Origin of the sequence: Nonomuraea sp. NPDC048892 (genome assembly GCF_040649735.1) — a bacterium.
In the GTDB taxonomy this organism is placed as follows: Bacteria; Actinomycetota; Actinomycetes; order Streptosporangiales; family Streptosporangiaceae; genus Nonomuraea; species Nonomuraea maheshkhaliensis.
This window is the reverse complement of sequence record NZ_JBEZFZ010000002.1, coordinates 584974-611208: the sequence shown is the minus strand read 5'-3', so window position 1 is coordinate 611208 and position 26235 is coordinate 584974. Positions and strand designations below refer to the sequence as shown.

Below are 26235 nucleotides of genomic sequence, written 5' to 3'. Positions count from 1 at the left end.
GAGGGAGGCTGGCGTTGATGGCGGTCAGGCCCCGAAGATGGGGCGGCATGTGGGACGCCCTACCCGACGCCGCGCGCTCCATCGTCAAGGAGCTGATCATTCACGGCCCCCAGTCCAGGACCGCGCTGGCCAAGACCCTGCACCTGTCGACCGGCAGCCTGACCCGGCTGACCAAGCCGATGGTGGACGCCGGGCTGCTCGTCGAGGGTGAGGTGGTGCACGACCCGGTGAACGGCCGGCCCACCCGCCCCCTCGACGTGGCCGCCGCCGAGCACCGCTTCCTCGGGGTCAAGCTCACCGCCGACCGTGTGCACGCCGTCGTGACCGACCTGCGCGCGGAGGTCATCGCCGCCCGCGACGAGCCGATCGCCGACCACGACCCCGAGGCCGTGTGCCGGCAGGCCAAGCGCCTGCTCGATGACCTCTCGAACGGCCTTCCACCACAAGGCCTGCCACAAGAGCGGCCGAACGGGAAGCGCGGCGGGCAGCCGAACGGGCGGCCGGACGGGTGGCGGGCCGGCGCGACCGTCGGCGCCGGTGTCACGGTGGGCGGCAACGCCCGCGCCTCCGCGCAGGTCGGCGGCGAGCCGCTGGTCGACGCCCCCTACCTGGGCTGGTCGCAGGTGGAGCTGGCGCCGCTGATGGAACGGGCGCTGGGCGTGCCGTGCGTGGTCAAGAACGACGTGGCGGCCCTGGCCCACCAGCACCACTGGTTCGGGCCTGGACGCGGCCTGCGTGACTTCGCGCTGATCACGATCGGCGCCGGCATCGGGTACGCGCTCATCGTCCACGATCACCTGGTCGCCGCCACGGAGGCGGACCTCGGCATGTTCGGCCACCTGGTGCTCGACGCCAGCGGCCCCATGTGCCCTGAGGGTCATCGCGGCTGCGCGGCGGCCTACCTGTCGAGCTGGTCCGTCGAGGCCACCGCCGGGCAGGGGCTGCGCCGGGCGGTCACGTACGAGGAGGTCCTGCGGCTGGCCGCGGCCGGCGACCGGGTCTGCCTCAGCGTCGTGCGCGAGGCGGCGGCCGCCCTGGGCCGGCTCATCGCCCACGTCGCCACCGTCTCCATGGTCAAGACCGTCGTCCTCGCGGGTGAGGGCGTGGAGCTGGCCCGGCTGGCCGCAGGCGACCTCGACCGCGCCCTGACCGCCGACCGGCGCGGCGTGCCCGGCTCGGTCGACGTGGTCATCGAGGCCGACGACTTCCGCGAGTGGGCCCGCGGCGGCGCGGTCGTGGCCATCCAGAGTTTCGTCACCGGCAGTGACTAAACGAGCAGACCAGAACGATCAGAAGGACGGACGCGCGTGAAACGGCAATCGGCCAAGCTCTCGGACGCCGACATCTGGGTGGGGGTCAACTTCTGGTCGCGGGCGGGCGGGCCGCTCATGTGGCGCTCGTACGAGCCGGAGATCGTCTCGGCGGAGCTCGCGGTCATGCGTGAGCACGGCATGACCGTCACCAGGAGCTTCTTCTACTGGCCCGACTTCATGCCCGCCCCGGACGCGCTGGACGAGGAGCTGGTGTCCCGCTACGCCGACTTCCTGGACCGGCACCTGGAGCTGGGCATGCGCACGATCCCGACGTTCATCGTCGGCCACATGTCCGGCCAGAACTGGGACCCCGCCTGGCGGCAGGGCCGCGACCTGTTCGGCGACGTGTGGTTCGTGGCCCGCCAGGCCTGGTACGTCCGCGAGCTGACGGCCCGCTTCAAGGACCACCCCGCCGTGGCCGCCTGGCTGCTGACCAACGAGATCCCCATCTACGGCGACTGGCGCTCGCGCGGCATCGGCACCCTCGACCACGAGCAGGTGACGAGCTGGGCCCAGATCCTCATCGACGCGGTCAGGGCCGGCGGCGGCACTCAGCCGGTCTCGGTCGGCGACGGCGCCTGGGGCGTGGAGGTGACCGGCGCCGACAACGGCTTCCGCGTCCGCGAGCTGGCCGGGCTGGTCGACTTCCTCGGCCCGCACGTCTACCGCATGGAGACCGACCCGGTGCGCCAGCACCTCGGCGCGGCGTTCGTCTGCGAGCTGCTCGACCTCGGCGGCAAGCCGGTGATCATGGAGGAGTTCGGCCTTACCGGCGACTACGCGAGCGAGGAGCACGCCGCCCACTACTACCGCCAGGTCCTGCACAACACCCTGCTGGCCGGCGCGACCGGCTGGCTGGCCTGGAACAACACCGACTACGACGACCTGTGGCAGCAGGAGCCCTACAGCCACCATCCGTTCGAGATGCACTTCGGGCTGGTGGACGCGGCCGGGCGGCCCAAGGCGCAGGCCCGCGAGGTGCGCGACTTCGCCCGCGTGCTCGAACGCGTGGACCTGCCCCGCTGCTCCCGCCCCGACGCCGAGGCGGCGCTGGTCGTCTCCTCCTACCTGGAGAGCCGTTACCCGTTCACCCAGCCGGGCGACGCGACGATCGTCTTCGACGTGTGCCGGCAGGCGTACGTGGCGGCCCGCGAGGCGGACCTGACGGTCGGCGTGGCCAGGGAGCGGGACGGCATCCCCGGCGACTGCAAGCTGTACCTGCTGCCGTCGGCCAAGCAGCTCACCGCGCCCGGCTGGCGCGCGCTGGTGGAGCGGGCCCGCGCGGGCGCCACCGTGTACGCCTCCTACTTCGCCGGCGAGCACACCAACCAGCGCGGCTCCTGGTGGCCGGACCTGGACGGCATGTTCGGGGTGCGCAAGCTGTCCCGGTACGGCCTGGTCGAGCCGATCCAGGGCGACCGGCTGACGCTGACCATGACGGCGGACCTGGGCGATCTGCGGGCCGGGGACGAGCTGGTCTTCCCTGTGGCGGGGACGGCGAACTCGCGCTCGTACCTGCCGGTGGAGCCGGACGGGGCGGAGGTGCTGGCCCGGGACGCCGAAGGACGGCCCGCGCTGCTGCGGCACGCCGCAGGCGACGGCTGGATGGTGCTGGCCACCTACCCGCTGGAGTACATGGCGGCGATCACCCCGCACGCCAACCCGGAGGGCACCTGGCGCCTGTACCGCGCGCTGGCCGCGCAGGCGGGTGTGGAGCCGGCGGTCTCGTTCGACACGCCCCTCATGAGCGCGGCCCTGATGCGGCACGAGGACGGCCGGGTCTTCGTGTGGTGCGTCAGCCAGTCGGACGCGGAGATCAAGGCGGCGCCCGTCGTGCGCGAGGGCAGTCTCAGGAACGCGGACGGCTCCCCGGTGAGCGTGGTGGAGCTGCCGCCGTACGGGGTGAGCGTGCTCGAGCTCATGTGATCGCCGGGGCTCCGGCTATGCCAGCATGGCCGGTATGACGATCTTTGTCCATGAGGCAGGACCGGCCGGCGCGCCCGCGGTGGTGCTGCTGCACGCCGCGGGCACCAGCGGCTGGATGTGGGAGAAACAGGTGGCCGCCCTCTCCGCGGACCTGCGCGTCCTGGTGCCCGACCTGCCCGGGCACGGGCGCAGCAACACCCGTGAGTGGGTCTCGTTCGCCGACACCGCCCGCCTGGTCGCCGAGGTGATCGCCGGGCGGGCGCCCGGGGGAGCGGCGCACGTCGTGGGGCTGTCCATGGGCGGGTACGTGGCCGCGCACCTGGCCGCGACCTCGCCCGAAGCCGTCAGCGGCGCGATCGTGAGCGGCATCAACGTGCTGCCGTTCCCGAACCCCGGCCGGTTGCGGCTCATGGGCGCGCTCATCACGCCGGTGATGAAGTGGGGGCCGGTGCTGCGGGCCAACGCCCGCGCGCTCAGGATCCCCGAGGAGGACGTCGCCGGCTACGAGGTGGCCGCGCGAGCCACCACCCGGCAGTCGTTCCGCCGGGTCAGCGACGAGGCGCTCGGGTTCCGGCTGCCCGGCGCGGCCGGGACGTCCCCCTGCCCGGTCCTGGCCGTGGCCGGCGGCGAGGAGCACGAACTGACCAGGGGCTCACTGGCCGAGATCGCCGCCGCGTTCCCGCACGGCGAGGCCCGGCTGGTGCCGGGCGTGGGCCACGGGTGGAGCGGCGAGAAGCCGGAACTGTTCACGGCCATGATCAGAGCCCGCGTCACCGGCGATCCCCTGCCAGGAGAGCTGCAGCCCCTCGGCTGACGGCACCACGACGGCACCACGGCCGGCCCCGGCTCATTGCGGCGGGCCCACGACAGCGGGCTCGGGCGGGCTCGGGCGGGCTCGGGCGGGCTCAGGACGGCGGCCTCTTTTCCGGCACCCTGGCCATGAGCAGGGCGATGTCGTCCTCGGCCGGGGTGTCGCCCACGATGGTGTCGATCACGTGCGCGCACAGGTCGTTCAGGGGGAGCGCGGCGCCGGTCAGGGCGGCGCCCAGCCGGTCCATGCCCACGTCGAGGTCGGCCTGCCGGGTCTCGATCAGGCCGTCGGTGTAGAGGGCGAGCACGGTCCCGGGGGCCAGCTCCAGCTCGCGTGACTCGAAGGAGCCCAGGCCCAGACCGATCGGGGTGCCGCTGGGCAGGTCGGGGAAGTGCACCTCGCCCGACGGCGCCACCACCGCGGGCGGCGGATGCCCGGCCGTGGCCATGGTGCAGCGCCGGGTGGCGGGGTCGTAGACCGCGTACAGGCAGGTGGCGCCCGTGGCGTCGCGCGGCTCGCCGTCGCCGGCCTCCTCCTCGGCCAGGCGCGCGACCAGGTCGTCGAGGCGGGTGAGCAGCTCGTGCGGCGGCAGGCCCAGGTAGGCCAGGGTGCGCACGGCCATGCGCAGGCGGCCCATCGTCGCCGCCGCGTCGATGCCGTGGCCGGTCACGTCGCCGACGACCAGGGCGAGCCGGGAGTCGCTCAGCGCGATCGCGTCGAACCAGTCGCCGCCGACGCCTTCGTGCAGGTCGGAGGGCAGGTAGTGGGAGGCCACCTCCAGCGTGCCGCCGCCGCTCAGGTTGCGCGGCAGCAGGTTGCGCTGCAGGGCCAGAGCGGCGTTGCGCTCGCGGGTGTACTGGCGGGCGTTGTCCACGCTCAGCGCGGCGCGGGCGACCAGCTCCTCGGCCAGGAACAGATCGTCGGTGGTGAACGGCTGCGCGTTCTCGTGCCGGACGAACACGGCGACGCCCAGGAGCTCGCCGCGGGCCTTCATCGGCACGATGATCAGCGAGTGCATGCCGGTGTGGTGGATCATCCGCGCCCGGTCGGGATCCTCGTCGAGCCAGGTGCCGGCGCCGGTGTTCATCACGGGCTCGAAATAACTCTCCCCGCTATCGAGCACCTTGGTGAAGGGCGACGACGGCGGGACGAAGACCGCGTGCCCGCGTGGCCAGAGCGATTCGGGGATGCCGGCGTGGACCGAGGCCACGCCGGCCCGGCGGAAGACGGGGATGCTCGACGGGGTGGCGGTCAGCCGTTGCAGGGGCTCGGTGCCAGGCATGACCGCTTCGCCCAGATCGACCGTGACGTAGTCGGCCAGGATCGGCACGGCCAGGTCCGCCAGTTCCTGCGCGGTCCGCTCGACGTCGAGCGTGCTGCCGATCCTGATGCCGGCCTCGCGCAGCAGCGCCAGGCGGTCGCGGGCCTGGCTATTGGTGATGTCGAGCGCCAGCGAGCAGACGCCGAGCGGCCGGCCCTCCACGCCGTCCAGCCGGAACAGCGAGATGGACAAGGTGAGCTCCCCCCGCCCGTCGGCGGGGAACGCCCGTACCTCGCGGTCGACGGCGGGCTCGCCGGTCTCCAGCACACGGCGCATCGTCCCGCTGACGGTCGTGGTGTCGTACCCGGAGATGGGCTCGTTCAGGCAGGCGCCGATCCGGTAGTGCGGGAAGGCCGCCTCCAGGCTCTCGGCCGCCGAGTTGCGCCACACGCAGCGCAGGTCGCGGTCCCAGAAGGCCATGGCCACGGGGAAGTGGGTGAGCAGCCGCTCCAGCAGCGAACCAGGGCCGCCGAACAGGTCGTCGATCGCCGGGACCAGCGACACGAGCCAGGCGTCGCCCGCCAGCCTGGTCAGCATCTTGCCGCCCTCGGCGCGGACGATGACGGCGTGCCCGTCGCGGCACAGGATCTCGGCCAGGCCGGAGATCCGCTCCTTGGTCTTCAGCCGTTTGAGCCAGGGGCCGCGGTCGGCCGGCGGGAGCAGGCGCGTGCCCGGGCGGCCGAGCACCTCTTCGGCGGTGTAGCCGGTCAGCCGTTCGGCGGCCGTGGTCCAGCCGATGACCGTTCCGGCCGTGTTGATCACGAGGAACGCCGGGACCAGCTCCGCCGCCATGCCGTCGTTCATGCTGGGCTCGAACGGTCTCATCGATCCAGGATATGGCCCTTGACCTGGGATTATTCTCCCTTGACCAACCCTTTGTGGCGATATATGCCGTCTTCAGCCGAGGGCATGATCCAGGTTGAACGCGGCGCTGATGAGCGCGAGGTGCGTGATGGCCTGCGGGAAGTTGCCCAGCTGCTCGCCGGTGTGCCCGATCTCCTCGGCGTACAGGCCCAGGTGGTTGGCGTAGGTCAGCATCTTCTCGAAGGCCAGGCGGGCCTCGTCCACGCGGCCGGCCCTGGCCAGCGCCTCGACGTACCAGAACGAGCAGATCGAGAACGTGCCCTCGGGCCCCTCCAGGCCGTCGGGACTGGCCTCGGGGTCATAGCGGTAGACCAGCGAGTCGGAGACCAGCCCGTCGCCCAGCGCGTCGAGGGTGGACAGCCACTTGGGATCGGTCGGCGAGACGAACTTGGCCAGCGGCATCATCAGGATCGAGGCGTCCAGCACGTCCTCGTCGTAGTGCTGGACGAACGCGTTCAGCTCCTCCGACCAGCCGCGCTGCATGATGTCGCGGTAGATCGTGTCGCGCGCCCGCCGCCAGCGGGGGATGTCGGCGGGCAGGCCGCGCTGGCCGGCCATACGCATGGCGCGCTCGATCGCCACCCAGCACATCAGCCGCGAGTAGACGAAGTTCTTGCGCCCGCCGCGGGTCTCCCAGATGCCCTCGTCGGGCTGGTCCCAGTTGTCGGCGACCCAGTTCACCAGCGTGCACACCTCGTCCCAGCGCTCGCTGGAGATCGGGTGGCCCCACTTGTTGTAGAGGTAGATGGAGTCGATGAGCGCCCCGTAGATGTCGAGCTGGAGCTGTTCGGCGGCGGCGTTGCCGATGCGCACGGGAGCCGAGCCCCGGTGACCCTCCAGGTGGGTGAGCTCCTCCTCCGGCAGGTCGGCGCGGCCGTCGATGCCGTACATGATCTGCATGGGCCCGACGGCCCTGCTGCCGTCGCGGGCCACGTGCGTGGACAGGAAGCCCATGAACGCCTCGGCCTCCTCGGTGAAGCCGAGCCTGAGCAGGGCGTAGACGCAGAACGCGGCGTCGCGCACCCACACGTACCGGTAGTCCCAGTTGCGGCCCCCGCCGAGCTGCTCGGGCAGGCTGGTCGTGGCGGCGGCGACGATCCCGCCCGTCGGGGCGAAGGTGAGCAGCTTCAGCGTCAGGGCGGAGCGGTGCACGACCTCCCGCCACCTGCCCCGGTAGCGGGAGGCGGACAGCCAGCGGCGCCAGAACCGCACCGTGGCCGCGAACTCCCGTTCGGCCACCTCGATCGGGCAGTCGGCCGGGGCGATCTCGTCGCCGATCCGGTCGAGGGCGAGCACGGCCTGCTCACCCTCCTTCAGCTCGAAAGCGCTCCAGGCGTCCCTGCCGTCGTTCTCGACGGGCACGCTCGCCGACAGCGCGAGGGACAGGGACGGCGACTCGAACAGCGTGCGGCCGCCGTCCGTGCGGACCGTGTGGGGCTGGCGGGCGTAGTCGAAGCGCGGCGCCACCCGGGCGCGGAACGGGAGCGTGCCGCGCACGCAGGTGACCCGGCGGATCACCCGGTGCCGGGCGGCCTCGCGGCCGTCGTCCGTGATCGGCATGAAGTCCTGGATCTCGCCCACGCCGTCCTCGGCGAAGAAGCGAGTGATCAGCACGTTGGTGTCGGGAAAGTAGAACTGCTTGGTCGTGGCCGGCACGTCGGCGCACAGCTCGAACGCGCCGCCCCGCTCGGCGTCCAGGATCGAGGCGAAGACGCTGGGGGCGTCGAATCTCGGGCAGCAGTACCAGTCGATGGTGCCGTCGGTGCCCACGAGGGCGACGGTCCGCAGGTCACCGATCAGACCATGCTCACCGATCGGCAGATATCTGTCGTCTCCCCGCATATCCCCAAAGTACGCAGAAAGACGCCCTCGAAGCACCCGGCGGTCGTCAAGAGCGCGCAATCTTCCCGGCTAACCTCGCTCACCGTCCGCCGCCGGACCGGCTCCGCCCTGTTTGACGATCTCCAGCGGGGAAAGCTCGGAGGGGGCCCGCGGATCCCTCCCGAGCCCCTGTCGGGCGAGGCGATGATGATTGACGAGTTCGAACTACGGTGTCCCATCACGGCCGACCTGGCCCTGATCCGGGACCTGGTCGGCATGCACGCGCGTCACTGCGGGCTGCCCGGGCACCGGCTGGAGGACCTCGTGCTGGCCGTGAACGAGGCCGTCACCAACGTGCTCGACCACGGCGGCGGGGCCGGCACCGTCACCGCGCGCCAGGCCGGCGACCGGATCGCGGTGGAGGTCCTCGACCGCGCGGGCAGGCTCACCCACGACCACCTGGCCCGCGCCACCGTCGACCCTGCCGCGACGCAGGGGTACGGGCTGTGGGTGATCCAGCACCTGTGTGACGAGGTCACGCTGCGGCAGACGGATCGGGGCTCGCTTTTGACCTTGTTCGTGCGCCACCGCCCGCCCGCGCCGCGCCGGAACGAGCCCGTCCCTTTCGCCCGCCCGTGGAATGAGCTCGCCTTTACAGTGTAGATCTCACCATGGCGTCAGATGTTCCTGATTTACTGGAAAATGCTGGGACTGTTGGTACGCTCGCGCCATGAGTGACCGGCTGGACGATCTCGAGCGGCGGATCGACGAGCTGCGGGCCGCCGTGCGCACGGCGATGCGGGCCAGGGACGGCGCCACCGCCCGCGCCCTGCGCGCCGAGCTGCGCAGCGCCGAGCGCGCCTGGGACGCCCTGGTCAGCGGCGAGCCGCCGAAGGCCAAGGAGCGCCCGCCCGGCCTGGTCACCGTGCGCGAGCAGGTGCACCAGGGGCTGCGCCTGCTCGGGGCCTCCGCCCAGCCCCGGCTGATCGTGGCCGTCAGCGAGGCGTTCCTCGGCGGCACGATCCGCAGCGGTCAGCTCACCAGCCTGCGCAGGGACGAGGAGCGCTCGTTCAGGTCCTCGCCCTTCGGCCGCCCGTACTACCTGTGCGCCGCGCTCACCGACCGCCTCTCCCCCGCCCGCGGCCTGCTCGCGCTCAGCGCCTGGCCGCTGGAGCGGCGGGTGGTCGGCCCGCTGAGCCCCAGGGTGGACTTCCTGACCGCCGCCATCGCGGTGGCCGGGCAGTCGATGTCGCCGCCGTCGGACGGCGAGCGGGCCGAGCGGTTATTGGCGCGGATGGCCAGGAACATCCCCGGCGCCGGCGAGGCCGTGCTGGGCCCGCCGGACCCCGTACGGGTGATCGAGGCGGCCCGCGCGGAGCTGCGCGTGCACGCGGATCGCGACACGCGGGACCGCGCCGAGCTGGCAGAACGCGCCGCCGCGCAGCTGGATGACGTCACTCGCCTGTTCGGCGCCGCTACGCTGAGCACGATCAAGAAGGAGAAGGCCAAGTGAGCGGCTTGAAGCGCGAAGGCGACCCCGTGCACCGGCTGGAGGCCCTGCGGGGCACCACGCCGCAGCAGCCGCATGACGCCCGCGCGATCGCGGCCCTGGCGGCCAACCCCGGCTGCAGCCGCCGGGCCCTCATGGACGGGGCCGGCATCGACAAGGACGCCGCGGCCCGGCATCTCGGGTTCCCCGCGCCGTTCGGGCAGTCGCCGTTCGCGATCACGCGCGGCAACATGTTCGAGGCGCTGGTCAAGGCCGACGGGTGCGCGGAGCTGCTGCGCATGCTGCGCGAGCTGCTGAATCTGCCCGTCGCCGAGGTGTCCTACCACGACGTGGAGAATGTCGGCGCCCACCTGCGCCACGCCCACACCAGGTCGCTGATCGACCGGGCCGCGGCCGAGGGCCACGACGCGGGCACCCTCTACGACCATCCCCTGCTCAGCCTGGAGATCGCCGGCCACACCGCCTACCTGGAGCCGGACGTGGTGGCCTTCCAGCTCGGCGGGCGCTTCCACATCGTGGAGATCAAGTCGTTCGCGGTGATCGACGGGCAGGCCGACCCGGCGGCGGTGGCCGCGGCGGCGCGGCAGGCGGCGGTCTACGTGCTGGCGCTGCGCACCCTGCTGGAGGAGCTGGGCCACGACCCGCTGAAGGTCTCCCACGACGTGGTGCTGGTCTGCCCGGAGAACTTCGCCAACCGGCCGGTCGCGACCCTGGTCGACGTACGCAGGCAGCTCGCCGTGCTGCGCCGCCAGCTCACCCGGATGACCACCCTCGACCGGCTGCTCGAAGCGCTGCCCGAGGGCCTCAGCTTCGACCTGCTGCCCGGCGAGGACGGCCGGCCCACCAGGCCGGTGGCCGAGCTGGCCGACGCGCTGCACAGGACCACCGCCCGCTACGCGCCCGACTGCCTGTCCACCTGCGACCTGTGCTTCTTCTGCCGCGACGAGGCCCGCCAGGAGGGCGCCTCCGACCTGCTCGGCCGCCAGGTGCGCGACGAGCTGGGCGGCGTCGCCTCGGTGGCCGAGGCGCTGGGCCTGGCCGACGGCACCCGTGACCCCGCCGACGGCCAGGAGGAGATCGCCCGGCTGCTCCGCAACGCCGAACGCCTGCGCCGGGAGTGCCTGACTTGAGCCTGCTGACCTCGCTCGCCCGGCTGCGCGCCCTCGACGAGGGCATCGCCCAGCCCGTCGCGACCGTCAGGCACTGCCACCTGTCGGAGCGGCCGATGGTGTTCATCCCGCTCAAGCTGTCGGGTGAGGCCGCCGCGCCGCTCGCGGCCATGCTCGGCACCGACCGCGAGCGGCCGCGCCTGCTCGTGGTGACCCAGCCGCGCAACCGTGACCTGCGCTTCGCCTGGGCGGCGGAGCTGGCCGGGGTGCTGCTGCCGTACATCGAGGGCTTCCTCAACGACACCGAGACGGTGGAGCGCAAGAACGCCGACCCCTACGAGCGGGCGCTCGACGCGCCGCAGCTGATCGTCCCCAACCTGGCCGGTGTCGCCTTCACCCGGCTGCTCGGGCGCTCGACCCGCTTCCGCCGGGCCGACGGGCCCTATCCGGTGCCGGACATGGTGCCGCTGCTCGGGCGGTGGCTGACGTACTTCGGGGAGCGCGCCTCCTATCCGGGCTCGTCGCTGATGACGGCCGCCACCGAGGAGCTGGGCCGCCACTGGGCCAGCGGGCAGAGCGGGCTGGAGGACGCCAACCTGGCCGCGCTGACCGCCTGGATCACGACCGGGCCGAGCGACGAGGCCGAGGACCCGCTGATCTGGCCGCCCGCCGGGCCCGCGACCGACCCCGGCTTCGACGCCGAGGTGCTCGCCCCCGCCATCGACAGCGAGAAGCCCGAGCGCATCACCGAGGCGCTGCGCACCCAGCTGGAGCCCACCTGGCGGCTCATGTGGCAGGCGATCGACCTGCTCGCCGCCCTGCCCGAGGGGGCGAGCGTGGCGCAGCGGTGGGAGCACGACCGCGGCTCGTTCAGCGCGATGGCCGTGCACATCGCCGAGGGCGCGCCACCGCAGCCCCGCCGCGACGGCGCGATCACCGCCGCCGCCAAGCTGGCCCGCATGGAACGCGCCCAGGCCGGCTACGACGTGCAGCGCGCCTATGACGATCCCCTGGTCATGGCCGAATACCGGCTGAGCGGCGAGGCGTTCGCGGGCGAGGTGGCCGAGACGGTGCCCGACAACACCGAGGGCGAGGGCCGCTCACGCAAGCTGCGCCCGCTCGTGGTGATCAAGACCGACGATCCGGTACGCCTGCCGCCCGGCACCTCGCTCGGCACCCCGCAGCGCCGCGGCCAGGGCGCCGAGCTGGTGGACGCGGGCCAGGGCCTGGTCACCATCAAGATCACCAAGGGGATGGGCCGGGGCAAGACGCCCGCGCCCGGCGCGGTGCCCGAGGTCGGCGAGCGCGTCTGCTACACCTCGCTGACCGACGACTTCCAGGGCTCGCCCGCCCTGCCCGACGCCGAGGCCACGCCGTGGACGCACGGAGGCCCGCCGCAGGAATACGTGCCCGACGACGAGGACGCCCAGGAGGAGTGGTCGTGACCGGCGAGCCGACGATCGGCCCCGAGCAGGTCATCAGGAACGTGCTCGCCGACCTGCCCCGGCACCGCGGCGTGGTGGTCGACTCCCCACCGGGGGCCGGCAAGTCCACCCTCGTGGTGCGCGCCGCCGCCCACATCGCGGCCACCGGCGAGCCGCTGATGATCGTGGCCCAGACCAACGAGCAGGTCGACGACCTGGTGTCCAGGATCAGCGACAAACACCCCCACCTGAGCGTGGGCCGGCTGTCGGCCGGCGGCTACGTGCCGCCGCTGCGCCTGCTGGAGCTGCCCGGCGTCCGCGTCGGCACCCGCATCCAGGACCTGGGCGACCCCGACATCGTCATCGCCACGGCGGACAAGTGGGCGTGGATCGGCGACCGGGTGTGGCCGTGGGCGATCGTGGACGAGGCGTACCAGATGCGCTCCGACAAGCTGCTGCGCATCGCGGGGCTGTTCGAGCGGGCGCTGTTCGTCGGCGACCCCGGCCAGCTCGACCCGTTCTCGATCGTGGACGGCGACCGCTGGTCGGGGCTGTCGTGGGATCCGCTGCAGAGCGCGGTCTCGGTGCTGCTGCGGCACAACCCCGACCTGCCCGTGCACCGGCTGCCGGTCTCGTGGCGGCTGCCCGCGTCGGCGGCGCCCGTGGTGTCGCGGGCGTTCTACCCGTTCACCGGCTTCAGGTCCGGCACCGATCACGGGGACCGGTGGCTGGAGCTGTCGACCGGCGGCATGGGCACCGTGCACGACCGGGCGCTGGAGGAGGCGGCCAGGTCCGGCTGGGCGCTGCTCGAGCTGCCGAACCGGCACACCGTGCGCACCGACGGCGAGGCCGTGCGGGCGGTGGCGCTGCTGGCCGAGCGGCTGCTGCAGCGGGGCGCCGTGTCGGGCTCCGAGCAGGGCGAGCGGCCGGTGACGGCGGACCGGATCGCCGTCGGCGCGGCGCACCGCGACCAGGTGGCCGCCATCAGGGCCGCGGGCCTGCCCGCGGAGATCACCGTGGACACCGCGAACCGGCTGCAGGGCCGCGAGTACGACGTCACGATCGTGCTGCACCCGCTGTCGGGGCGCAGGGACGCCACCGCCTTCCACCTGGAGTCGGGGCGGCTGTGCGTGCTGGCGTCGCGGCACCGGCACGCGTGCGTGGTGGTGGCCAGGGCGGGCATCGCCGAACTGCTGGACGCGCACCCTTCGGCGGAGCCGGTGCAGCTCGGGGTGCCGGTGAAGTTCCCCGACGGGTGGGAGGCCAACCAGTCGGTGCTGGACCACCTGTCGCGGCACCGCGTCTGATCCCGCCGCGTCTGATCCCGCCCCGGCCCGCGTCACCCGCTCATCGCCGCGGGCGGGGTGCGCAGGCTGAGGTCAGAGGCGGCGGCGCCAGACGTCGATGGCCATGACCCGGCGCATGCCCGCCGACTCGTACAGGCCCAGCGCCGGGGTGGTGTTGTTGGAGTCGACGTGCAGGATCGTGCCCTTGCGCCCGGCGGCGGCGTCGGCGGCGAAGGCGTGCCGCAGCAGGAACCTGCCGAGGCCCCTGCCCCTGAACTCGGGCAGCACGGCCAGCGTGGCCACGTAGCCGCAGCCCTCGTCGCTCAGGAACGCGTCGTTGCCGATCACCACCCCGGCCGGGCGGCCGTCGATCCGGGCGAGCGCCAGCTGGCTCCAGTCGGTGGTGCTCATGGCCTCCCGGCGCTCGTGCCACAGCTCGTAGGGCGTCGGCACGAAGCCGAAGTGCTCGGCGAAGCCCTCCTGGTACACGCGGTGCCCTTCGCGCCGTACCTGCTCGTCGAGCCCCGAGTGCATCGTCAGCCCTGGCGGCGCGGCGGGCGGCTGCACCGGCCCGTCATGGTCGATCCGCATGCGGTGATAGCTGGTGCCGGGCTCGAAGCCCCGGCTCCGCATCCGGTCCCGCTTGGCCTCGTCGGCGCGGTAGACGCCGATGTGCAGGGTGACGGCGTCGAGACCGCCTTCTGTACGGTGCTCGGCCGCGCGGGCCAGCACGGCCTCCCACAGCCGTTCCTCCAGCCCGCTCACGCCGGGACGGACGACCACCTCGACGTCGACCAGGTCGCTCTCGCCGTTGCGGATGGCCCAAGCCCAGCCGTCGAGCCGGCCGGCCAGGTCGTGGGCCAGCCAGGCGTCCCGGTCGAGGTCGAAGCCGGGCTCGACGAGATCGTCCGCGATGTCTTCCAGCGTGGAGTCCGATGCCCCGATCACCGCGGTGTCGCTCGTGGCGACGAGCTCGTGGATGGCCTCGGCGTCGTCGGGCCGCGGCCGGGTGATGGTGTGCATGGGAGGGATTGTCCCCGCGCCCGCCGCCGCGCGCCTCCCATTTTCCGCGGGCCTTTCCCCGGGTACGGCCCGGGGTCAGCCCGCCTACCTGGCCGTTCGACAGCTCGGCCGTTCGGCAGCTCGGCGGCCGAGCCGTTCGGCAGCCGGTTCAGCCTGCCGCGGGGGCGACCGTCTTGTCCGCCGGGGAGTCCACCGGGGCGGCGCCGCGCAGCGGGATCTCCTTGACGAACGCCGCCAGCACCGGCACCACGATCGCGAACACGATGGCCCACCAGAACACCCCGGAGATCGAGGTCGCCAGCGACTCCAGCAGCCCGGTGCGCGTCTGGACCGGCATGTTCGCGACCGCCGCCGGGTCCATCCTGGCGCCGGTCGCGGCCAGACGCTCCGCCTCCTGCCGGCCGACCCGCTCGGTCAGCTCCGACAGCAGGTGGTTGTTGAAGATCGCCCCGAACAGCGAGACGCCGAACGAGCCGCCGATCGACCGGAAGAACGTGGAGGCGCTGCTGGCGACGCCCAGGTCGCGCTGCTCGACGCTGTTCTGCGCGATGAGCATCGTGGTCTGCATGAGGAAGCCCATGCCGAGCCCGAGCACCGCGATGAACACGCCGGTCGTCCAGGACGGCGTGGTGACGCCCATGGTGGACAGCAGCCCCATGCCCGCGGTCATGCCCACGCCGCCGATCACCGGGTAGATCTTGTACTTCCCCGTGCTGGTGATGGCCCTGCCCACGAACAGCGACACGACCATGGCCGCGCCCATCATGGGCAGCAGCAGCAGGCCGGAGTTGGTGGCCGAGGCGCCCTGCACCATCTGCTGGAACAGCGGCAGGAAGTTGATCGCGCCGAACATGGCGAAGCCGAGCAGGAAGCCGATGGCCGAGATGAGGGTGAAGTTGCGGTTGCGGAACAGCTGCAGCGGCATGATCGGCTCGGCGACCTTGCGCTCGACCATGATGAAGAGCACGAGCGTGAGAACGGCGAGCGCGGCCAGGCCGAGGATCTGCCAGGAGCCCCAGGCGTACTCGTTGCCGCCCCAGGTGGTGATGAGCACCATCGCGGTGATGCTCACCGAGAGCAGGCCCGCGCCCACCCAGTCGATGCGCACGTCGCCGCGCTCCACCCGCGGCAGGCGCAGCGTCAGCACCAGCAGCACGAGCGCGACCGCGCCGACGGGGAGGTTCACGTAGAAGGCCCAGCGCCAGTCGAGGTGGTCGGTGATGAAGCCGCCGACGAGGGGTCCTGCGAACATCGCCAGCGACATGACGCCGGCCATGATGCCCTGGTACTGGCCGCGCTCGCGGGGCGGGACCAGGTCGCCGATGATGGCCATGACGTTCACCATCAGGCCGCCGGCGCCGAGGCCCTGCACGGCGCGGAAGGCGATGAGCTCGGCCATGCCGCCGTCGGGGCCGCCGAGCAGGTCGGAGCCGGCCATGCCGCAGAGGGCTGAGCCCACCATGAAGATGACGACCGAGATGATGAAGATGTTCTTGCGCCCGTACAGGTCGCCGATCTTGCCCCAGATCGGGGTCGAGACGGTGGTGCCCAGCACGTACGCGGTGACGACCCAGGACAGGTGGGTCAGCCCGCCGAGCTCGCCCACGATGCGCGGCATGGCCGTGCCCACGATCATGTTGTCCAGCATGGCCAGGACCATCGCCAGCATTAAGCCGGGCAGGACGACCATGACCTCGCGGCGTCTTCCGACTGTTTCCGCCACCACACACCCCCGTGTCCACGTACTTACTTGCCGACCGGCAAGCGTAGAATGTAGATACTTACTTGCCGGCCGTCAAGTCGAAAAGGTGCGAAGTGCGGGAAGACACGCGAACCCGGATCCAGGAGATCGCACTGCGGCTCTTCACCGAGCAGGGATACGAGGCGACGTCGCTGCGGGAGATCGCCGAGGAGCTCGGGGTGACGAAGGCCGCGCTCTACTACCACTTCAAGACCAAGGACGACATCGTGACGAGCCTGGTCGACAAGCGCCTCGAGGAGCTGGAGGAGCTGCTGAAATGGGTCAAGAGCCGCCCGCGCACCCCGGAGATGCGCCGTGAGCTGGTCATGCGTTACGCCGACAGCGTCAGGAGCGAGCGGCATCTCGGGATCTCCAGGTTCCTCGAACGCAACCAGACCGCGCTGCGCGACCATCCCACGCTGATCAGGATCCGCGAGCGGATGATCGAGCTGACCAAGCAGATCAGCGAACCGGACGCCACTCCCGCCGAGCGCGTCAGCCACTCGCTGGCCCTGTTCGCCATGCACGCGGGCAAGTGGATGCTCCAGGAGGGCGAACTGTCGGAGGACGAGATCCACAAAGCCTGCCTGGAGGTGGCCTTCCGCCTCCTGGAGCCCGCCGGCTCCGGGGCCCCCGATCGCTGAGGGACGATTGCCGCAGGTGTTTGAGGGCAGGAGCACCGCACGCATCCGGACGGAAGGAGGTGCGGTGGAGGCTACGATGGCGCTCCGACTGCCCAGAGATGCGGCGAGCGTTCCGCTGATCAGGCAGATGCTGGACGGCACGCTGCGGTCGCTAGGCGTCGAGCCGCAGGTCCGCGACGACATCGAACTCATGCTCACCGAGGCGTGCTCCAACGTGATCAAGCACGCGGCGCCGAGCGACGACTACACGGTCAGCGCGTCGGTGCACGACCATCTGTGCGTGATCAGGGTGGTCGACACGGGCGACGGGTTCGACGCCGACAAGGTGTCCATACCCGAACCCGGCTCCGAGCACGGACGCGGGCTGCAGATCATGCGCGCGCTCGCCGACGACATCCGATTCACCAACAGGAGAGAGCACGGAGCGGTGGTCTGCCTGGAGAAGCGCCTGCGGTACGCGCCGGGGGCGGCCGGGCAGCAGCTGATGACCACCTAGGCTCCCTGGCGGGCGGCATCCGGGCACAGGTCGCACGAGCGTCCAGGGCCCGGCCTGCGTAAGCCCCGCCGGCCCGCGCCCCCACCGTCCTTCCCCTGAAACGCCGCACGACCGTCGCTGTCCCGGAGACCTCCGCGGCCGTCATGGCCGGGAGGCCCGGGCTCCGCTCAGCTCCATTCGCAGCCCCGCGGGTGACGTCTCCTCGCCGGGGCTCGTATCGTCCTCCGGCTCCGCTCCCCCTGTGACCGTTTCCGGCTCCGCGGGCGTGGCGGGCTCAGCATCCGCTTCCCCGGCAGCCGGGTTTCCCCGGGTCAGCCGGTTCCACCACCGCTTCCAGTGGGTCAGCGAGGCCGCCATCGCCAGCAGGACGACCATCGAGACGCCCGCGATGAGCAGCACAGACAGGACGATGAGGAGGAGGACGACCGCCAGGGTCCCGAGCGCGCCGAGCAGTGTCATCATTCGGCGTGAAATGCCCACTCACCAGGACTTCATGCCAATAAATAGGGATAGATCGAGCTTACTCCGCCAGACCGTCGCGCTGGTCGAGCCGCCCGGGCAGCACGTCGAGCCGGCGCAGTATGACTCCCTCGCGCAGCGCCCACGGGCACACCTCCAGCCGGTCCACCTCGAACAGGTCCATGGCCGCGTCGGCGACCAGCGCCCCGGCCGCCAGTTGCGCCGCCCGCCCCTCCGACACGCCCGACAGCCGCGCCCGCTCGGCGGAGCCCATGGTGGTGAGCTTGCCGGCCCAGTCGGCCATGTCCTGGCGGGACAGCGAGCGGGAAACGTACGGGCCGTCGCTGGAGGGCGCCGCGCCGGCGATCCTGGCCAGCTGCTTGAAGGTCTTGGAGGTGGCGACCGCGCGGTCGGGCACGCCGTACCTCGCGATGCCGCCGACGTTGCGGGCGATCTCGGCGCGTACGTGCTTGCGCAGCTTGCGCACCTCGTCCGGCGACGGCGGGTCGCCGGTGAACCAGTCGCGCGTGAGCCGTCCCGCGCCCAGCGGCAGCGACACCGCCGCGTCGGGCTCCTCGTCCACGCCGGCGGCGATCTCCAGCGAGCCGCCGCCGATGTCGAAGGCGAGCAGCCGCCCCGGCGACCAGCCGAACCAGCGCCGCACGGCCAGGAACGTCAACCGGGCCTCGTCGCGCCCGGACAGCACCTCGATGTGCACGCCGCAGCGCTCGTCGACCTCCGCGAGGACCTGCTCGACGTTGGCCGCCTCGCGCACGGCGGAGGTGGCGAAGGCCAGCAGCTCCTCCACGCCCTTGTCCTCGGCGAGGTGAACGGCCTCCTCGACGAAGCCGCCGAGCCGTTCGATGCCCTGCGCCCCCAGCCGGTGCTCGTCGTCGAGGTGCTCGGTCAGGCGCAGGTCGACCTTGTGGGAGTAGGCGGGCATGGGCCGGGCGCCCCGGTGGGCGTCGACGACCAGTAAATGGACGGTGTTCGAGCCGATGTCCAGCACGCCGAGTCGCATGAGAAAACGCTACCGTTTTGCGGCTTTTATCGTGAAACGCAGTCGGAAGTGATCGAACGTGACGGGCATCGGGTTCTCCAGGATGACGGACGGCCTGACCGCGCGCTCCCGCAGGAACGCGCCCAGCAGCGCGGCCGAGGTGGCCAGCACCAGATCCTCGCCCGGGCAGCGGGCGAACCCGCCGCTGAAGGGCACCCCCGCCCAGGTCCCGCCGTCGTTCCCGGGTTCCGGCCCGCCTTCGAGCCACAGGTCGGGACGGTAGGAGGCGCCGGGCTCCTCCCTGTTGACGTACGGGCTGTGGATCATCACCGTCGTGCCCGCCGGGAGGTCCCAGGGGTTGGGGCCGGTGACCTCGCGCAGGATGGCGAGCGTGGTGGGCCAGAGCCGCACGGACTCCAGCACGGCCGCCCTCAGCCGGTCGGCCCCCGGCACCCCCGCGTCCCCCGCCGAACCCCGACCCTGGCGGCCCTGATCCGAGGAGCCCCGGTCCTGGCGGCACATGGGCGAGGTCAGGAGGGCCAGGGCGCGGTAGGCGGCCATGGCGCCGGCGTCGTAGGCGAACAGCCAGTGCGGCACCTGCCCCTCGGCGTGCACATCCGCCGCCGCCTCCGCCCTGGCCAGTTCTCCGGCCAGGCTGCCGGGCTCGGCCCTGGCGAGGTGGGCGGCTAGCCGCCGCTGGAACGCGTTGCGCACGTCGGTGCGCTGCCCGCGCAGCCACGCCCAGTTGGCGTCACGGCGCAGCCGGTCGAGCTGCCTGGTGAGGGTCACGTCGTGGCGGGCACCGTCACCGAGCACGACCCGCCGCGCCAGCCGCCAGTGGGCGGCGTGGAAGAGCGGCCAGGTCAGCGTCCCCTGACGGGGCAGCGTGGCTGCCTCCTCCGCGGCGATCTCGGTGACGGGGAGGTGGCCGGTGTGCAGGACCTGTTCGTTCAGGGCGCGGCGGCGGTCGCGGAGGTCGCGTTCTGGGGTGATCAGCACGCCGTCGGGCTGGAAGTGGGCGAGCGCGCCGCGTTTGTCCCTGCTGGCCGGGCTGAACGCCCGGTCCTCCAGCACCGCGCGTACGTCGCGGGAGGCCAGCGGCAGCATCGCCCAGCCGCGCCCTGGCACGGGCACCATCAGCGGCCCGTCGCCATACGTGGCGCGCAGCCGGCGCAGGAGCCGGATCGCACGCTCCTCGGCCCGGCACAGGGCGGCCAGGCGAACCATGGAGGGCCGCCGCACCACGACGCCCTGCGCCAGGGTCGGCAGAACCAGCGTGGCGGCCACGGCCAGCGACTCGGCCGCCGTCACACGCGCCGGCCGTGTGATCGCGGGCATGGTACAGGCACTACCCTTCCTTGGTGTCATGACACGTTTTGGGGGGTCTGTGAGCGCTTGTTGTGGCCCGAGCAGGGAGGCCGCCGACGGACCGGCCGAGGTCACCGGCGGGCCGGTCGAGAAAGCCGGCGGGCCGATCCAGGAGGCCGTCACGATCACGGCGCGGCGGGCGGCGCCGCGCGGGATGGTGCGCGTGCCCGGCGGGACGTACGTCGTGGGCGGGGACGATCCGGACGGACGGCCCGAGGACGGCGAGGGGCCGGTGCGTGAGGTCAGGCTCGATCCCTTCATGATCGATCCAGTGTGCGTGACGAACGCGCAGTTCGCCACGTTCGTGAAGGAGACCGGTTATGTCACCGAGGCCGAGCAGATCGGCTGGTCGTTCGTGTTCCGCCAGTTCGCCAGAGCGGGCGTGATCGACGCGACCGTGCCCGGCGCGCCCTGGTGGGCCGGCGTGGAGGGGGCCACGTGGCGTACGCCTGAAGGCCCCGGCTCCTCCAACGGCGACCGCCAGAACCATCCGGTCGTCCACGTGTCCTGGAACGACGCCACCGCGTACGCCACCTGGGCGGGCAAGCGCCTGCCGACCGAGGCCGAGTGGGAGGCGGCGGCCAGGGGCGGGCTGGAGCGCAAGCGTTACCCGTGGGGCGACGAGCTGGCGCCGAAGGGCCGCAAGCGCTGCAACATCTGGGAGGGTCACTTCCCGTCCGCGCCGAGCAAGGGGACGATGCCGGTCAAGTCGTTCCAGCCGAACGGCTACGGGCTCTACAACGTCTCGGGCAACGTGTGGGAGTGGACCGCGGACTGGTGGGGCACGGAGTGGGAGCCGTACGCCGACAATCCCACGGGGCCGGCGGAGGGGCAGGGGAAGGTGATCCGCGGCGGCTCGTACATGTGCCACGACTCCTACTGCAACCGCTACCGGGTGGCCGCGCGCACCTCCAACACACCGGACTCCTCGACCGGGCACACGGGGTTCCGCTGTGCGGCCATACTCTGATCGCATGTCACGAACCCTGCGACTGCTGATCACCGGCGGCGGCACCGGTGGTCACACCTATCCGGCCCTGACGACCCTGTCGGCCGTCCAGCGACGTCAGGTGCCGCACGACGTGCTCTGGGTGGGCACGGCCAACGGCCTTGAGGCGCGGATCACCGCCGAGCACGGCATCCCGTTCAAGGCGATCACGACGGGAAAGCTGCGCCGCCGCCCCAACCTGAAAGAGCTGGGCACCAACGTCGCCGACGTCTTCCGCATCCCGGTGGGGGTGTTCCAGGCGGTCGGGCACGCCGCCCGCTACCTGCCCGACGTGGTGCTGTCGACGGGGGGCTACGTGGCGGTCCCCATCGGGGTGGCGGCCAAGCTGATCCGCCGCCCGCTGGTCATGCACGAGCAGACCACGGTGGTGGGGCTGGCCAACCGCATCCTGGCCAGGCTGGCGACCAGGATCGCGCTGTCCCACGAGTCGTCGCTCGACTACCTGCCCGCGTCGGCCCGGGCGAAGGCCGTGGTGACCGGCAACCCGGTCAGGCCCGCGCTGCTGCAGGGCAACCGGGCGGCGGCCTACGACCTGTTCGGGCTCACGTTCGAGGTGCCGCTGATCTACGTGACGGGCGGCGCGCAGGGCAGCCGGCAGATCAACACGCTGATCGCGGAGATCCTGCCCCGGCTGCTGCAGCACGCGCAGATCGTGCACCAGTGCGGGCCCGCGCTGATCGACGAGATGCGGGCGGTGGCGCTGCCGCCTGACCTGGCCGACCGCTACCATCCGGTGCCGTACGTGGGCGAGGAGTTGCCCGACCTGTTCGCCGCGGCCGACGTGGTGATCTCGCGCAGCGGGGCCGGCACGGTGTCGGAGCTGACCGCGATCGGCAAGCCCTCCGTGCTGGTGCCGCTGATCCCGACCGGCGGTGACGAGCAGCGCAAGAACGCCGGTTACCTGGCTTCGGCGGGCGCGGCACGGGCGCTGCTCGAACCGCGGCCCACGGGCGACATGCTGCTGGCCGAGCTGATGCCGCTGCTGGCCGATCCGGGGCTGCGGCAGGCGATGGGGCAGGCGGCGGCCGGGCTGGGGCGCCTGGACGCGGCCGACGCCCTGTGCGACCTGCTGCTGGACGCCGCGAACCACCCGGCCGCGGCAGTGCACGCCCCACGCCAGCCGAACCCGTCCTGAGCCCGGCTCACGAGCGGGCGCGGCGGGTGGGCGGCTGAGCCCGGCTCACGGGTCGAGGTAGCGGAAGGCCTCCTGGGCGGAGCTCACGCTCCGCCTCAGTGCCTGCTCAAGCCGGTCGGCGTCCTCGGCCAGGCGTTCCAGCTCCGGCACGGCGAACCCGTCCGCCCCTGTCTCGGCGACCAGTTCCTCGTACTGGTGCAGCCGCCCGCGCAGCTCCTCGATCTGGTGCTGGGCCAGGTACGCCCGCTCGGCGTCCGCCACGTTGGCGGCGTACCGTTCCAGCGCCTCGACCCGGGCCAGCACGGCGTCCTCGCTGCTGTCCAGCGCCCGGGCGAGGGGCGCGGCCACGGCCTCGACCTCGGGCGTGAGCCCCTGCGAGACGGTCTCCCTGTGCTTGGTGCGCAGGGCCGACAGTTTGGCCAGCAGCCGGGCGATCTCCCACTCCTGCGCGGGCAGCATCACCGCGTTGCGCACGTCGTCGAGCAGCCCTTCTGCGTTGACCCTGGACCCGGTGACGGCGGCGATGGCGCGCTGGGCGCGGGCCAGGATGCGGGCGGAGGCCTCGTCGAGGTCGTCGGGGAGCACGTAGCGGCCCTCGTACCAGCGCAGTTGCTCGTAGATCTCCCGCTCGTAGTCGCCGTCGTCCTCGTCCTCCTCCGTCAGTTCGTTGCGGATGGACAGCGCGATCATCAGCGGGATGCCGATCAGCACGAGCAGCAGCAGGCCCACCCCGCGGCCCAGGAAGCCCACTCCCATGAGCAGGCCGAAGAAGGCCACGCCGCCGAGCGAGGCGATCCTGCGGACACGCAGGCCGGAGGCCGATCGCCGCGGCTCGGGGACCCAGCCGTGGCGCATCTTGATCAGTACGCGCCGGCTCTCCCTGAGCAATTGGGCGTCCTCCGGCGGTACTCCGGGGTCTACCACCACATCCGCCACGAATCCGGATCCTAAGGTAATTCAGCCGTTGAGGTGTCGAAATGCTTCGTGCGCGGAGCTGACGCTGTCGCGCAGCGCCTGCTCAAGCCGGCCGGCCTCGTCGGTCAGGCGGTCCAGCTCCGGCACGGCGAAGCCGTCCGCCCCCGTCTCCGCGACCAGTTCCTCGTACTGGTGCAGTTTGGAGCTGAGACGTTCGATCTGGTGCCTGGCCCGGTACGCGCGCTCGGCGTCGGCCACGTGGCCCGCGTACCGCTCCAGTGCCTCCACGCGGGCCAGCACCGCCCGCTCGCTGCTGTCCAGCGCATGGGCGAAGGGCTCGGCCACGGCGGCCACCTCGGGGGTGATGCCCTCCGAGACGACCTCCTGGTGCTCGGCGCGCAGCTCCGACAGCTTGGCCAGCAGCCGGGCGATCTCCCACTCCTGCGCGGGCAGCATCACGCCGTTGCGTACGTCGTCGAGCAGGCCCTCGGCGTTCACGTGGGAGTCCATGACCTGGTCGACGGCGGCCTGGGCGCGGGACATGAGCGCCCTGGCGGGGTCGTCGAGCCGTTCGCGCAGGACGTAGTGGCCCTCGTGCCGGCGGGCGGCCTCGTAGACCTCGCGCTCGCGCTCCCGCCGCCGCTCCGCCTCGGCGTCGGTCCTGGGCCGCAGCAGCACGCTGACGAACAGCAGCGCCGCCCCCGTCATGATCACGGCGAACGGGGTGTAGCGCTCGGCCACGAAGAGCATGAGCCCGTACACGGTCGCGCCGAGGGCCGTCACGACGGCCGCCAGGGTGATCGCGAGCCGGAACGCCCGGCTGGTCATGGGTCCCGTCATGGGCAGGTGGCGCTTGTGCGCGGGCTCCCAGCCGGCGTGGACCCGCAGCAGGATCTTGCGATTGTCGCGGAGAAGGGCCGCGACGTCGCCGGGCACCGCCGGATCGACGATCACCTTCGCAGGACGCCCGGCCACGTTACTGATCCTATGTGCCCTTCTGTCCGGGTGTCAGCTTTCCAGGTAGCGGAACGCCTCGTGCGCGGAGTCCACGCTGCGCCGCAACGTGCGTTCCAGGACGTCGGCGTCCTCGGCCAGCCGTTCGATCTCCGGCACGGCGAGCTTGTCCGCGCCGGACTCGGCCAGCAGTTCCTCGTAACGGGGCAGCCGGGCGCGCAACTCCTCGATCTGGCCGCGCGCGTGGTAGGCGCGCTCGGCCTCCGCGACGTGCCCGGCGTAGCGCTCCAGCGCCTCGACCCGGGCGACCACGGCGGCCTCGCTGTTGGCCAGGGCGCGTTCGAGCGGCTCGATCACCGCGGCCACCTCGGGGGCGATGCCCCTGGCCAGCAGCTCCCTGTGCTCCAGGCGCAGCGCCGACAGCTTGGCCAGCAGCCGGGCGATCTCCCACTCCTGGGCGGGCAGCATGACGGCGTTGCGGGCGTCGTCGAGCATGCCCTCGGCGTTGACGTGGGAGCGCAGGACCGACCCGATGGCGCGCTGCGCCCTGGTCAGGACCGTCCTGGCGTCGTGGTCGAAGTCCTCGGGCAGCAGGTAGCGGCCGTCGTACCAGCGGGCCTGCTCGTAGACGCCGCGCTCGTGCGGGCGGTCGTCCTCGGGGACCTCGCTCATGGACGCGATCTTCACCAGGACGATGAAGACGTACGTGCCGAGCAGCACGAACCCGGCGGGCGCCACCGGCGAGGCGAGCAGGACGGCCATGAGGGCGATCACGACCGGGGTGGCGGCCAGCAGCAGCGCGCTGGACGGACTGCGGCGGCGCTGCGGCGGCGCCGCGGCGCGCGGCACCCATCCGGCCCTGATCCTGGACAGTAAGGAGACGTTGGACCGCAACAGCCCGGCGATCTCCGGCGGCACACCCGGATCGACGACCACACCCACGTTCTGTCCTGGCACCCTGGCGCCCCCAACGCTCGTGATGTGCGCATATTACGTGCCATTTCGGCAGAGTGTCAGCCTCCGAAAGGACAGTCCGATGCAACCGGGACCGCCGGACGGGGCCTCGGGCACATGACGTCCGTCATGCGGGCCCGGCTGACGTACGGCACTACACCCGCCCCCACCTGCACCGTCAGGCTGGGCGCATGAGTGATGTGAAGGGGAACGCGCTGGAACTCAGGGCCGTGACCAAGACCTACGGGCCGGTCACCGCGCTCGGCGGCGTCGATCTGAAGGTCGGCCGGGGCGAGACGGTGGCGGTGCTGGGCCCGAACGGGGCCGGCAAGAGCACGCTGCTGTCCATCGCGCTCGGCCTGCGCGCCCCCGCCTCGGGCACCGCCAGGGTCCTCGGCCGCCCGCCGGACGAGGCGCTGCGGGCGGGCCTGGTCGGGGTGCTGCCGCAGGAGTCGGGGCTGCTGGACGACGTACGGGTGGGCGAGCTGGTGGCCGCCGTCGCCGGGATGTATCCGGACCGGCCGCCGCCGGAGCGGGCGCTGCGGGCGGCGGGCATCGAGGAGCTGGCTCGCCGCCTCGTCGGGCGGCTGTCGGGCGGGCAGCGGCAGCGGGTCAGGTTCGCGCTGTGCGTGGCCGGGGATCCGGAACTGCTGGTGCTGGACGAGCCGACCGTCGGGCTGGACGTCGAGGGCCGCCGGGCGCTGTGGCGCGAGATCAGGGCCAGGACCGGGCGGGGCGGCACGGCCGTCTTCGCCACCCACTATCTGACCGAGGCCGACGACTACGCCGACCGGGTCGTGCTGCTCGCCGGCGGGCGGGTCGTCGCGGACGGGTCGGTGGCCGAGGTGAAGTCCCTGGTCGGCGGGGACGAGGTGCGGTGCGTGCTGGACGGCGCCGACCCTGCCCGGCTGGCGCTCCTGCCCGGAGTGCGTCACGTGAGCGTGGAGGGGCGTGCGGTGCGGTTGCGGACCGTGGATCCGGACGCCACGCTGCGCGCGCTGTTTAGCGCGTACGAGGACGTCACGGGGGTGCGGGTCGAGGGTGTGGACCTGGAGAGCGCGTTCGTGAGCCTGACGGGAGGGCGGAGCTGATGGGATCGGCGGGATCGGGACCAGTGGGATCGAAATCGGTGCGGTCGAGGGGATCGGTGGG

The 26235-nt window shown here is 72.3% G+C and carries 23 protein-coding genes; 13 read left to right on the top strand and 10 right to left on the bottom strand.

Features of this window, described 5'->3' with window-relative positions; all coding sequences use genetic code 11:
- Positions 1–47: 47 nt before the first annotated feature.
- Genes AB0C28_RS08160 through AB0C28_RS08150 form a run of 3 tightly spaced genes read left to right on the top strand, consistent with a single transcriptional unit; the run spans position 48 to position 4053 of the window.
- A complete protein-coding gene (locus AB0C28_RS08160) occupies positions 48–1271 on the top strand; it encodes an ROK family transcriptional regulator (RefSeq protein ID WP_358073435.1) in 1224 nt (407 codons plus the stop codon).
- Positions 1272–1307: 36 nt separating this feature from the next.
- On the top strand, positions 1308–3239 hold the full coding sequence (locus AB0C28_RS08155) for a cellulase family glycosylhydrolase (protein ID WP_358073434.1): 1932 nt from the start codon (positions 1308–1310) through the stop codon (positions 3237–3239).
- 34 nt (positions 3240–3273) lie between these two features.
- Positions 3274–4053, top strand: a complete 780-nt coding sequence (locus tag AB0C28_RS08150) for an alpha/beta hydrolase (RefSeq protein WP_357842182.1) — start codon at positions 3274–3276, stop codon at positions 4051–4053.
- Between the two features lie 91 nt (positions 4054–4144).
- On the opposite strand, the gene AB0C28_RS08145 is transcribed toward AB0C28_RS08150, so the two are convergent.
- Both AB0C28_RS08145 and AB0C28_RS08140 read right to left on the bottom strand, forming a co-directional pair.
- The gene (locus tag AB0C28_RS08145) at positions 4145–6196 is read right to left on the bottom strand and encodes a SpoIIE family protein phosphatase (RefSeq protein ID WP_357842179.1); all 2052 of its coding nucleotides are present in this window, start codon (positions 6194–6196) and stop codon (positions 4145–4147) included.
- 72 nt (positions 6197–6268) lie between these two features.
- The gene (locus AB0C28_RS08140; RefSeq protein ID WP_357842177.1) at positions 6269–8077 is read right to left on the bottom strand and encodes a glycoside hydrolase family 15 protein; all 1809 of its coding nucleotides are present in this window, start codon (positions 8075–8077) and stop codon (positions 6269–6271) included.
- Between the two features lie 183 nt (positions 8078–8260).
- Here AB0C28_RS08140 and AB0C28_RS08135 point away from each other — a divergent pair, with 183 nt between their 5' ends.
- The 5 genes from AB0C28_RS08135 (at position 8261) to AB0C28_RS08115 (ending at position 13406) form a co-directional block, all read left to right on the top strand.
- Entirely contained in the window at positions 8261–8719 is a 459-nt protein-coding gene (locus AB0C28_RS08135; RefSeq protein ID WP_357842173.1) for an ATP-binding protein, read from the top strand.
- A gap of 67 nt (positions 8720–8786) precedes the next feature.
- Positions 8787–9569: a hypothetical protein gene (locus AB0C28_RS08130; protein ID WP_357842170.1), complete on the top strand. Its 783-nt coding sequence runs from the start codon at positions 8787–8789 to the stop codon at positions 9567–9569.
- The gene (locus AB0C28_RS08125; protein ID WP_357842167.1) at positions 9566–10696 is read left to right on the top strand and encodes a hypothetical protein; all 1131 of its coding nucleotides are present in this window, start codon (positions 9566–9568) and stop codon (positions 10694–10696) included. The genes AB0C28_RS08130 and AB0C28_RS08125 overlap by 4 nt, the downstream gene beginning before the upstream one ends.
- Positions 10693–12120, top strand: coding sequence for a hypothetical protein (locus AB0C28_RS08120; protein ID WP_358073433.1), 1428 nt, complete (start codon positions 10693–10695; stop codon positions 12118–12120). Before AB0C28_RS08125 ends, AB0C28_RS08120 begins: the two co-directional genes overlap by 4 nt.
- On the top strand, positions 12117–13406 hold the full coding sequence (locus tag AB0C28_RS08115) for an AAA family ATPase (RefSeq protein ID WP_357842161.1): 1290 nt from the start codon (positions 12117–12119) through the stop codon (positions 13404–13406). Before AB0C28_RS08120 ends, AB0C28_RS08115 begins: the two co-directional genes overlap by 4 nt.
- A 72-nt stretch (positions 13407–13478) precedes the next feature.
- Here the strand turns inward: AB0C28_RS08115 and AB0C28_RS08110 are convergent, their stop codons facing one another.
- Both AB0C28_RS08110 and AB0C28_RS08105 read right to left on the bottom strand, forming a co-directional pair.
- Positions 13479–14408, bottom strand: a complete 930-nt coding sequence (locus AB0C28_RS08110) for a GNAT family N-acetyltransferase (protein ID WP_358073432.1) — start codon at positions 14406–14408, stop codon at positions 13479–13481.
- A gap of 148 nt (positions 14409–14556) precedes the next feature.
- Positions 14557–16131 carry an MDR family MFS transporter gene (locus tag AB0C28_RS08105; RefSeq protein WP_358073431.1) on the bottom strand — a complete coding sequence of 525 codons (1575 nt, stop codon included), beginning with the start codon at positions 16129–16131 and terminating at the stop codon, positions 14557–14559.
- Between the two features lie 92 nt (positions 16132–16223).
- Between AB0C28_RS08105 and AB0C28_RS08100 the strand changes: the two genes are divergently transcribed.
- Together AB0C28_RS08100 and AB0C28_RS08095 are read left to right on the top strand one after the other, a co-directional pair.
- Positions 16224–16793, top strand: coding sequence for a helix-turn-helix domain-containing protein (locus tag AB0C28_RS08100; protein ID WP_357842152.1), 570 nt, complete (start codon positions 16224–16226; stop codon positions 16791–16793).
- Between the two features lie 64 nt (positions 16794–16857).
- Positions 16858–17289, top strand: coding sequence for an ATP-binding protein (locus tag AB0C28_RS08095; protein WP_357842149.1), 432 nt, complete (start codon positions 16858–16860; stop codon positions 17287–17289).
- A gap of 141 nt (positions 17290–17430) precedes the next feature.
- Here AB0C28_RS08095 and AB0C28_RS08090 read toward each other — a convergent pair whose 3' ends face one another.
- From AB0C28_RS08090 to AB0C28_RS08080, 3 genes are read right to left on the bottom strand one after another with little or no spacing between them, the layout of a single operon-like run.
- Positions 17431–17751, bottom strand: a complete 321-nt coding sequence (locus AB0C28_RS08090) for a hypothetical protein (protein ID WP_357842146.1) — start codon at positions 17749–17751, stop codon at positions 17431–17433.
- A 58-nt stretch (positions 17752–17809) separates the two neighbouring features.
- Entirely contained in the window at positions 17810–18769 is a 960-nt protein-coding gene (locus AB0C28_RS08085; RefSeq protein ID WP_357842143.1) for a Ppx/GppA phosphatase family protein, read from the bottom strand.
- Positions 18770–18778: 9 nt separating this feature from the next.
- Positions 18779–20086 (bottom strand): cytochrome P450, encoded by a 1308-nt coding sequence (locus AB0C28_RS08080; protein WP_358073430.1) that lies wholly within the window; start codon positions 20084–20086, stop codon positions 18779–18781.
- A 28-nt stretch (positions 20087–20114) separates the two neighbouring features.
- Between AB0C28_RS08080 and AB0C28_RS08075 the strand changes: the two genes are divergently transcribed.
- On the top strand, positions 20115–21086 hold the full coding sequence (locus AB0C28_RS08075) for a formylglycine-generating enzyme family protein (RefSeq protein WP_358073429.1): 972 nt from the start codon (positions 20115–20117) through the stop codon (positions 21084–21086).
- Between the two features lie 4 nt (positions 21087–21090).
- Positions 21091–22260 (top strand): UDP-N-acetylglucosamine--N-acetylmuramyl-(pentapeptide) pyrophosphoryl-undecaprenol N-acetylglucosamine transferase, encoded by a 1170-nt coding sequence (locus AB0C28_RS08070; protein ID WP_357842135.1) that lies wholly within the window; start codon positions 21091–21093, stop codon positions 22258–22260.
- 45 nt (positions 22261–22305) lie between these two features.
- Here AB0C28_RS08070 and AB0C28_RS08065 read toward each other — a convergent pair whose 3' ends face one another.
- From AB0C28_RS08065 to AB0C28_RS08055, 3 genes are read right to left on the bottom strand one after another with little or no spacing between them, the layout of a single operon-like run.
- The gene (locus AB0C28_RS08065; protein WP_358073428.1) at positions 22306–23196 is read right to left on the bottom strand and encodes a hypothetical protein; all 891 of its coding nucleotides are present in this window, start codon (positions 23194–23196) and stop codon (positions 22306–22308) included.
- Positions 23197–23217: 21 nt separating this feature from the next.
- On the bottom strand, positions 23218–24150 hold the full coding sequence (locus tag AB0C28_RS08060) for a hypothetical protein (protein WP_357842129.1): 933 nt from the start codon (positions 24148–24150) through the stop codon (positions 23218–23220).
- A gap of 33 nt (positions 24151–24183) precedes the next feature.
- Positions 24184–25071, bottom strand: coding sequence for a hypothetical protein (locus tag AB0C28_RS08055; protein WP_358073427.1), 888 nt, complete (start codon positions 25069–25071; stop codon positions 24184–24186).
- Between the two features lie 203 nt (positions 25072–25274).
- Between AB0C28_RS08055 and AB0C28_RS08050 the strand changes: the two genes are divergently transcribed.
- Complete coding sequence (locus AB0C28_RS08050; protein WP_357842124.1) at positions 25275–26174, top strand: ABC transporter ATP-binding protein; 900 nt, start codon at positions 25275–25277, stop codon at positions 26172–26174.
- Positions 26175–26235: the final 61 nt, after the last annotated feature.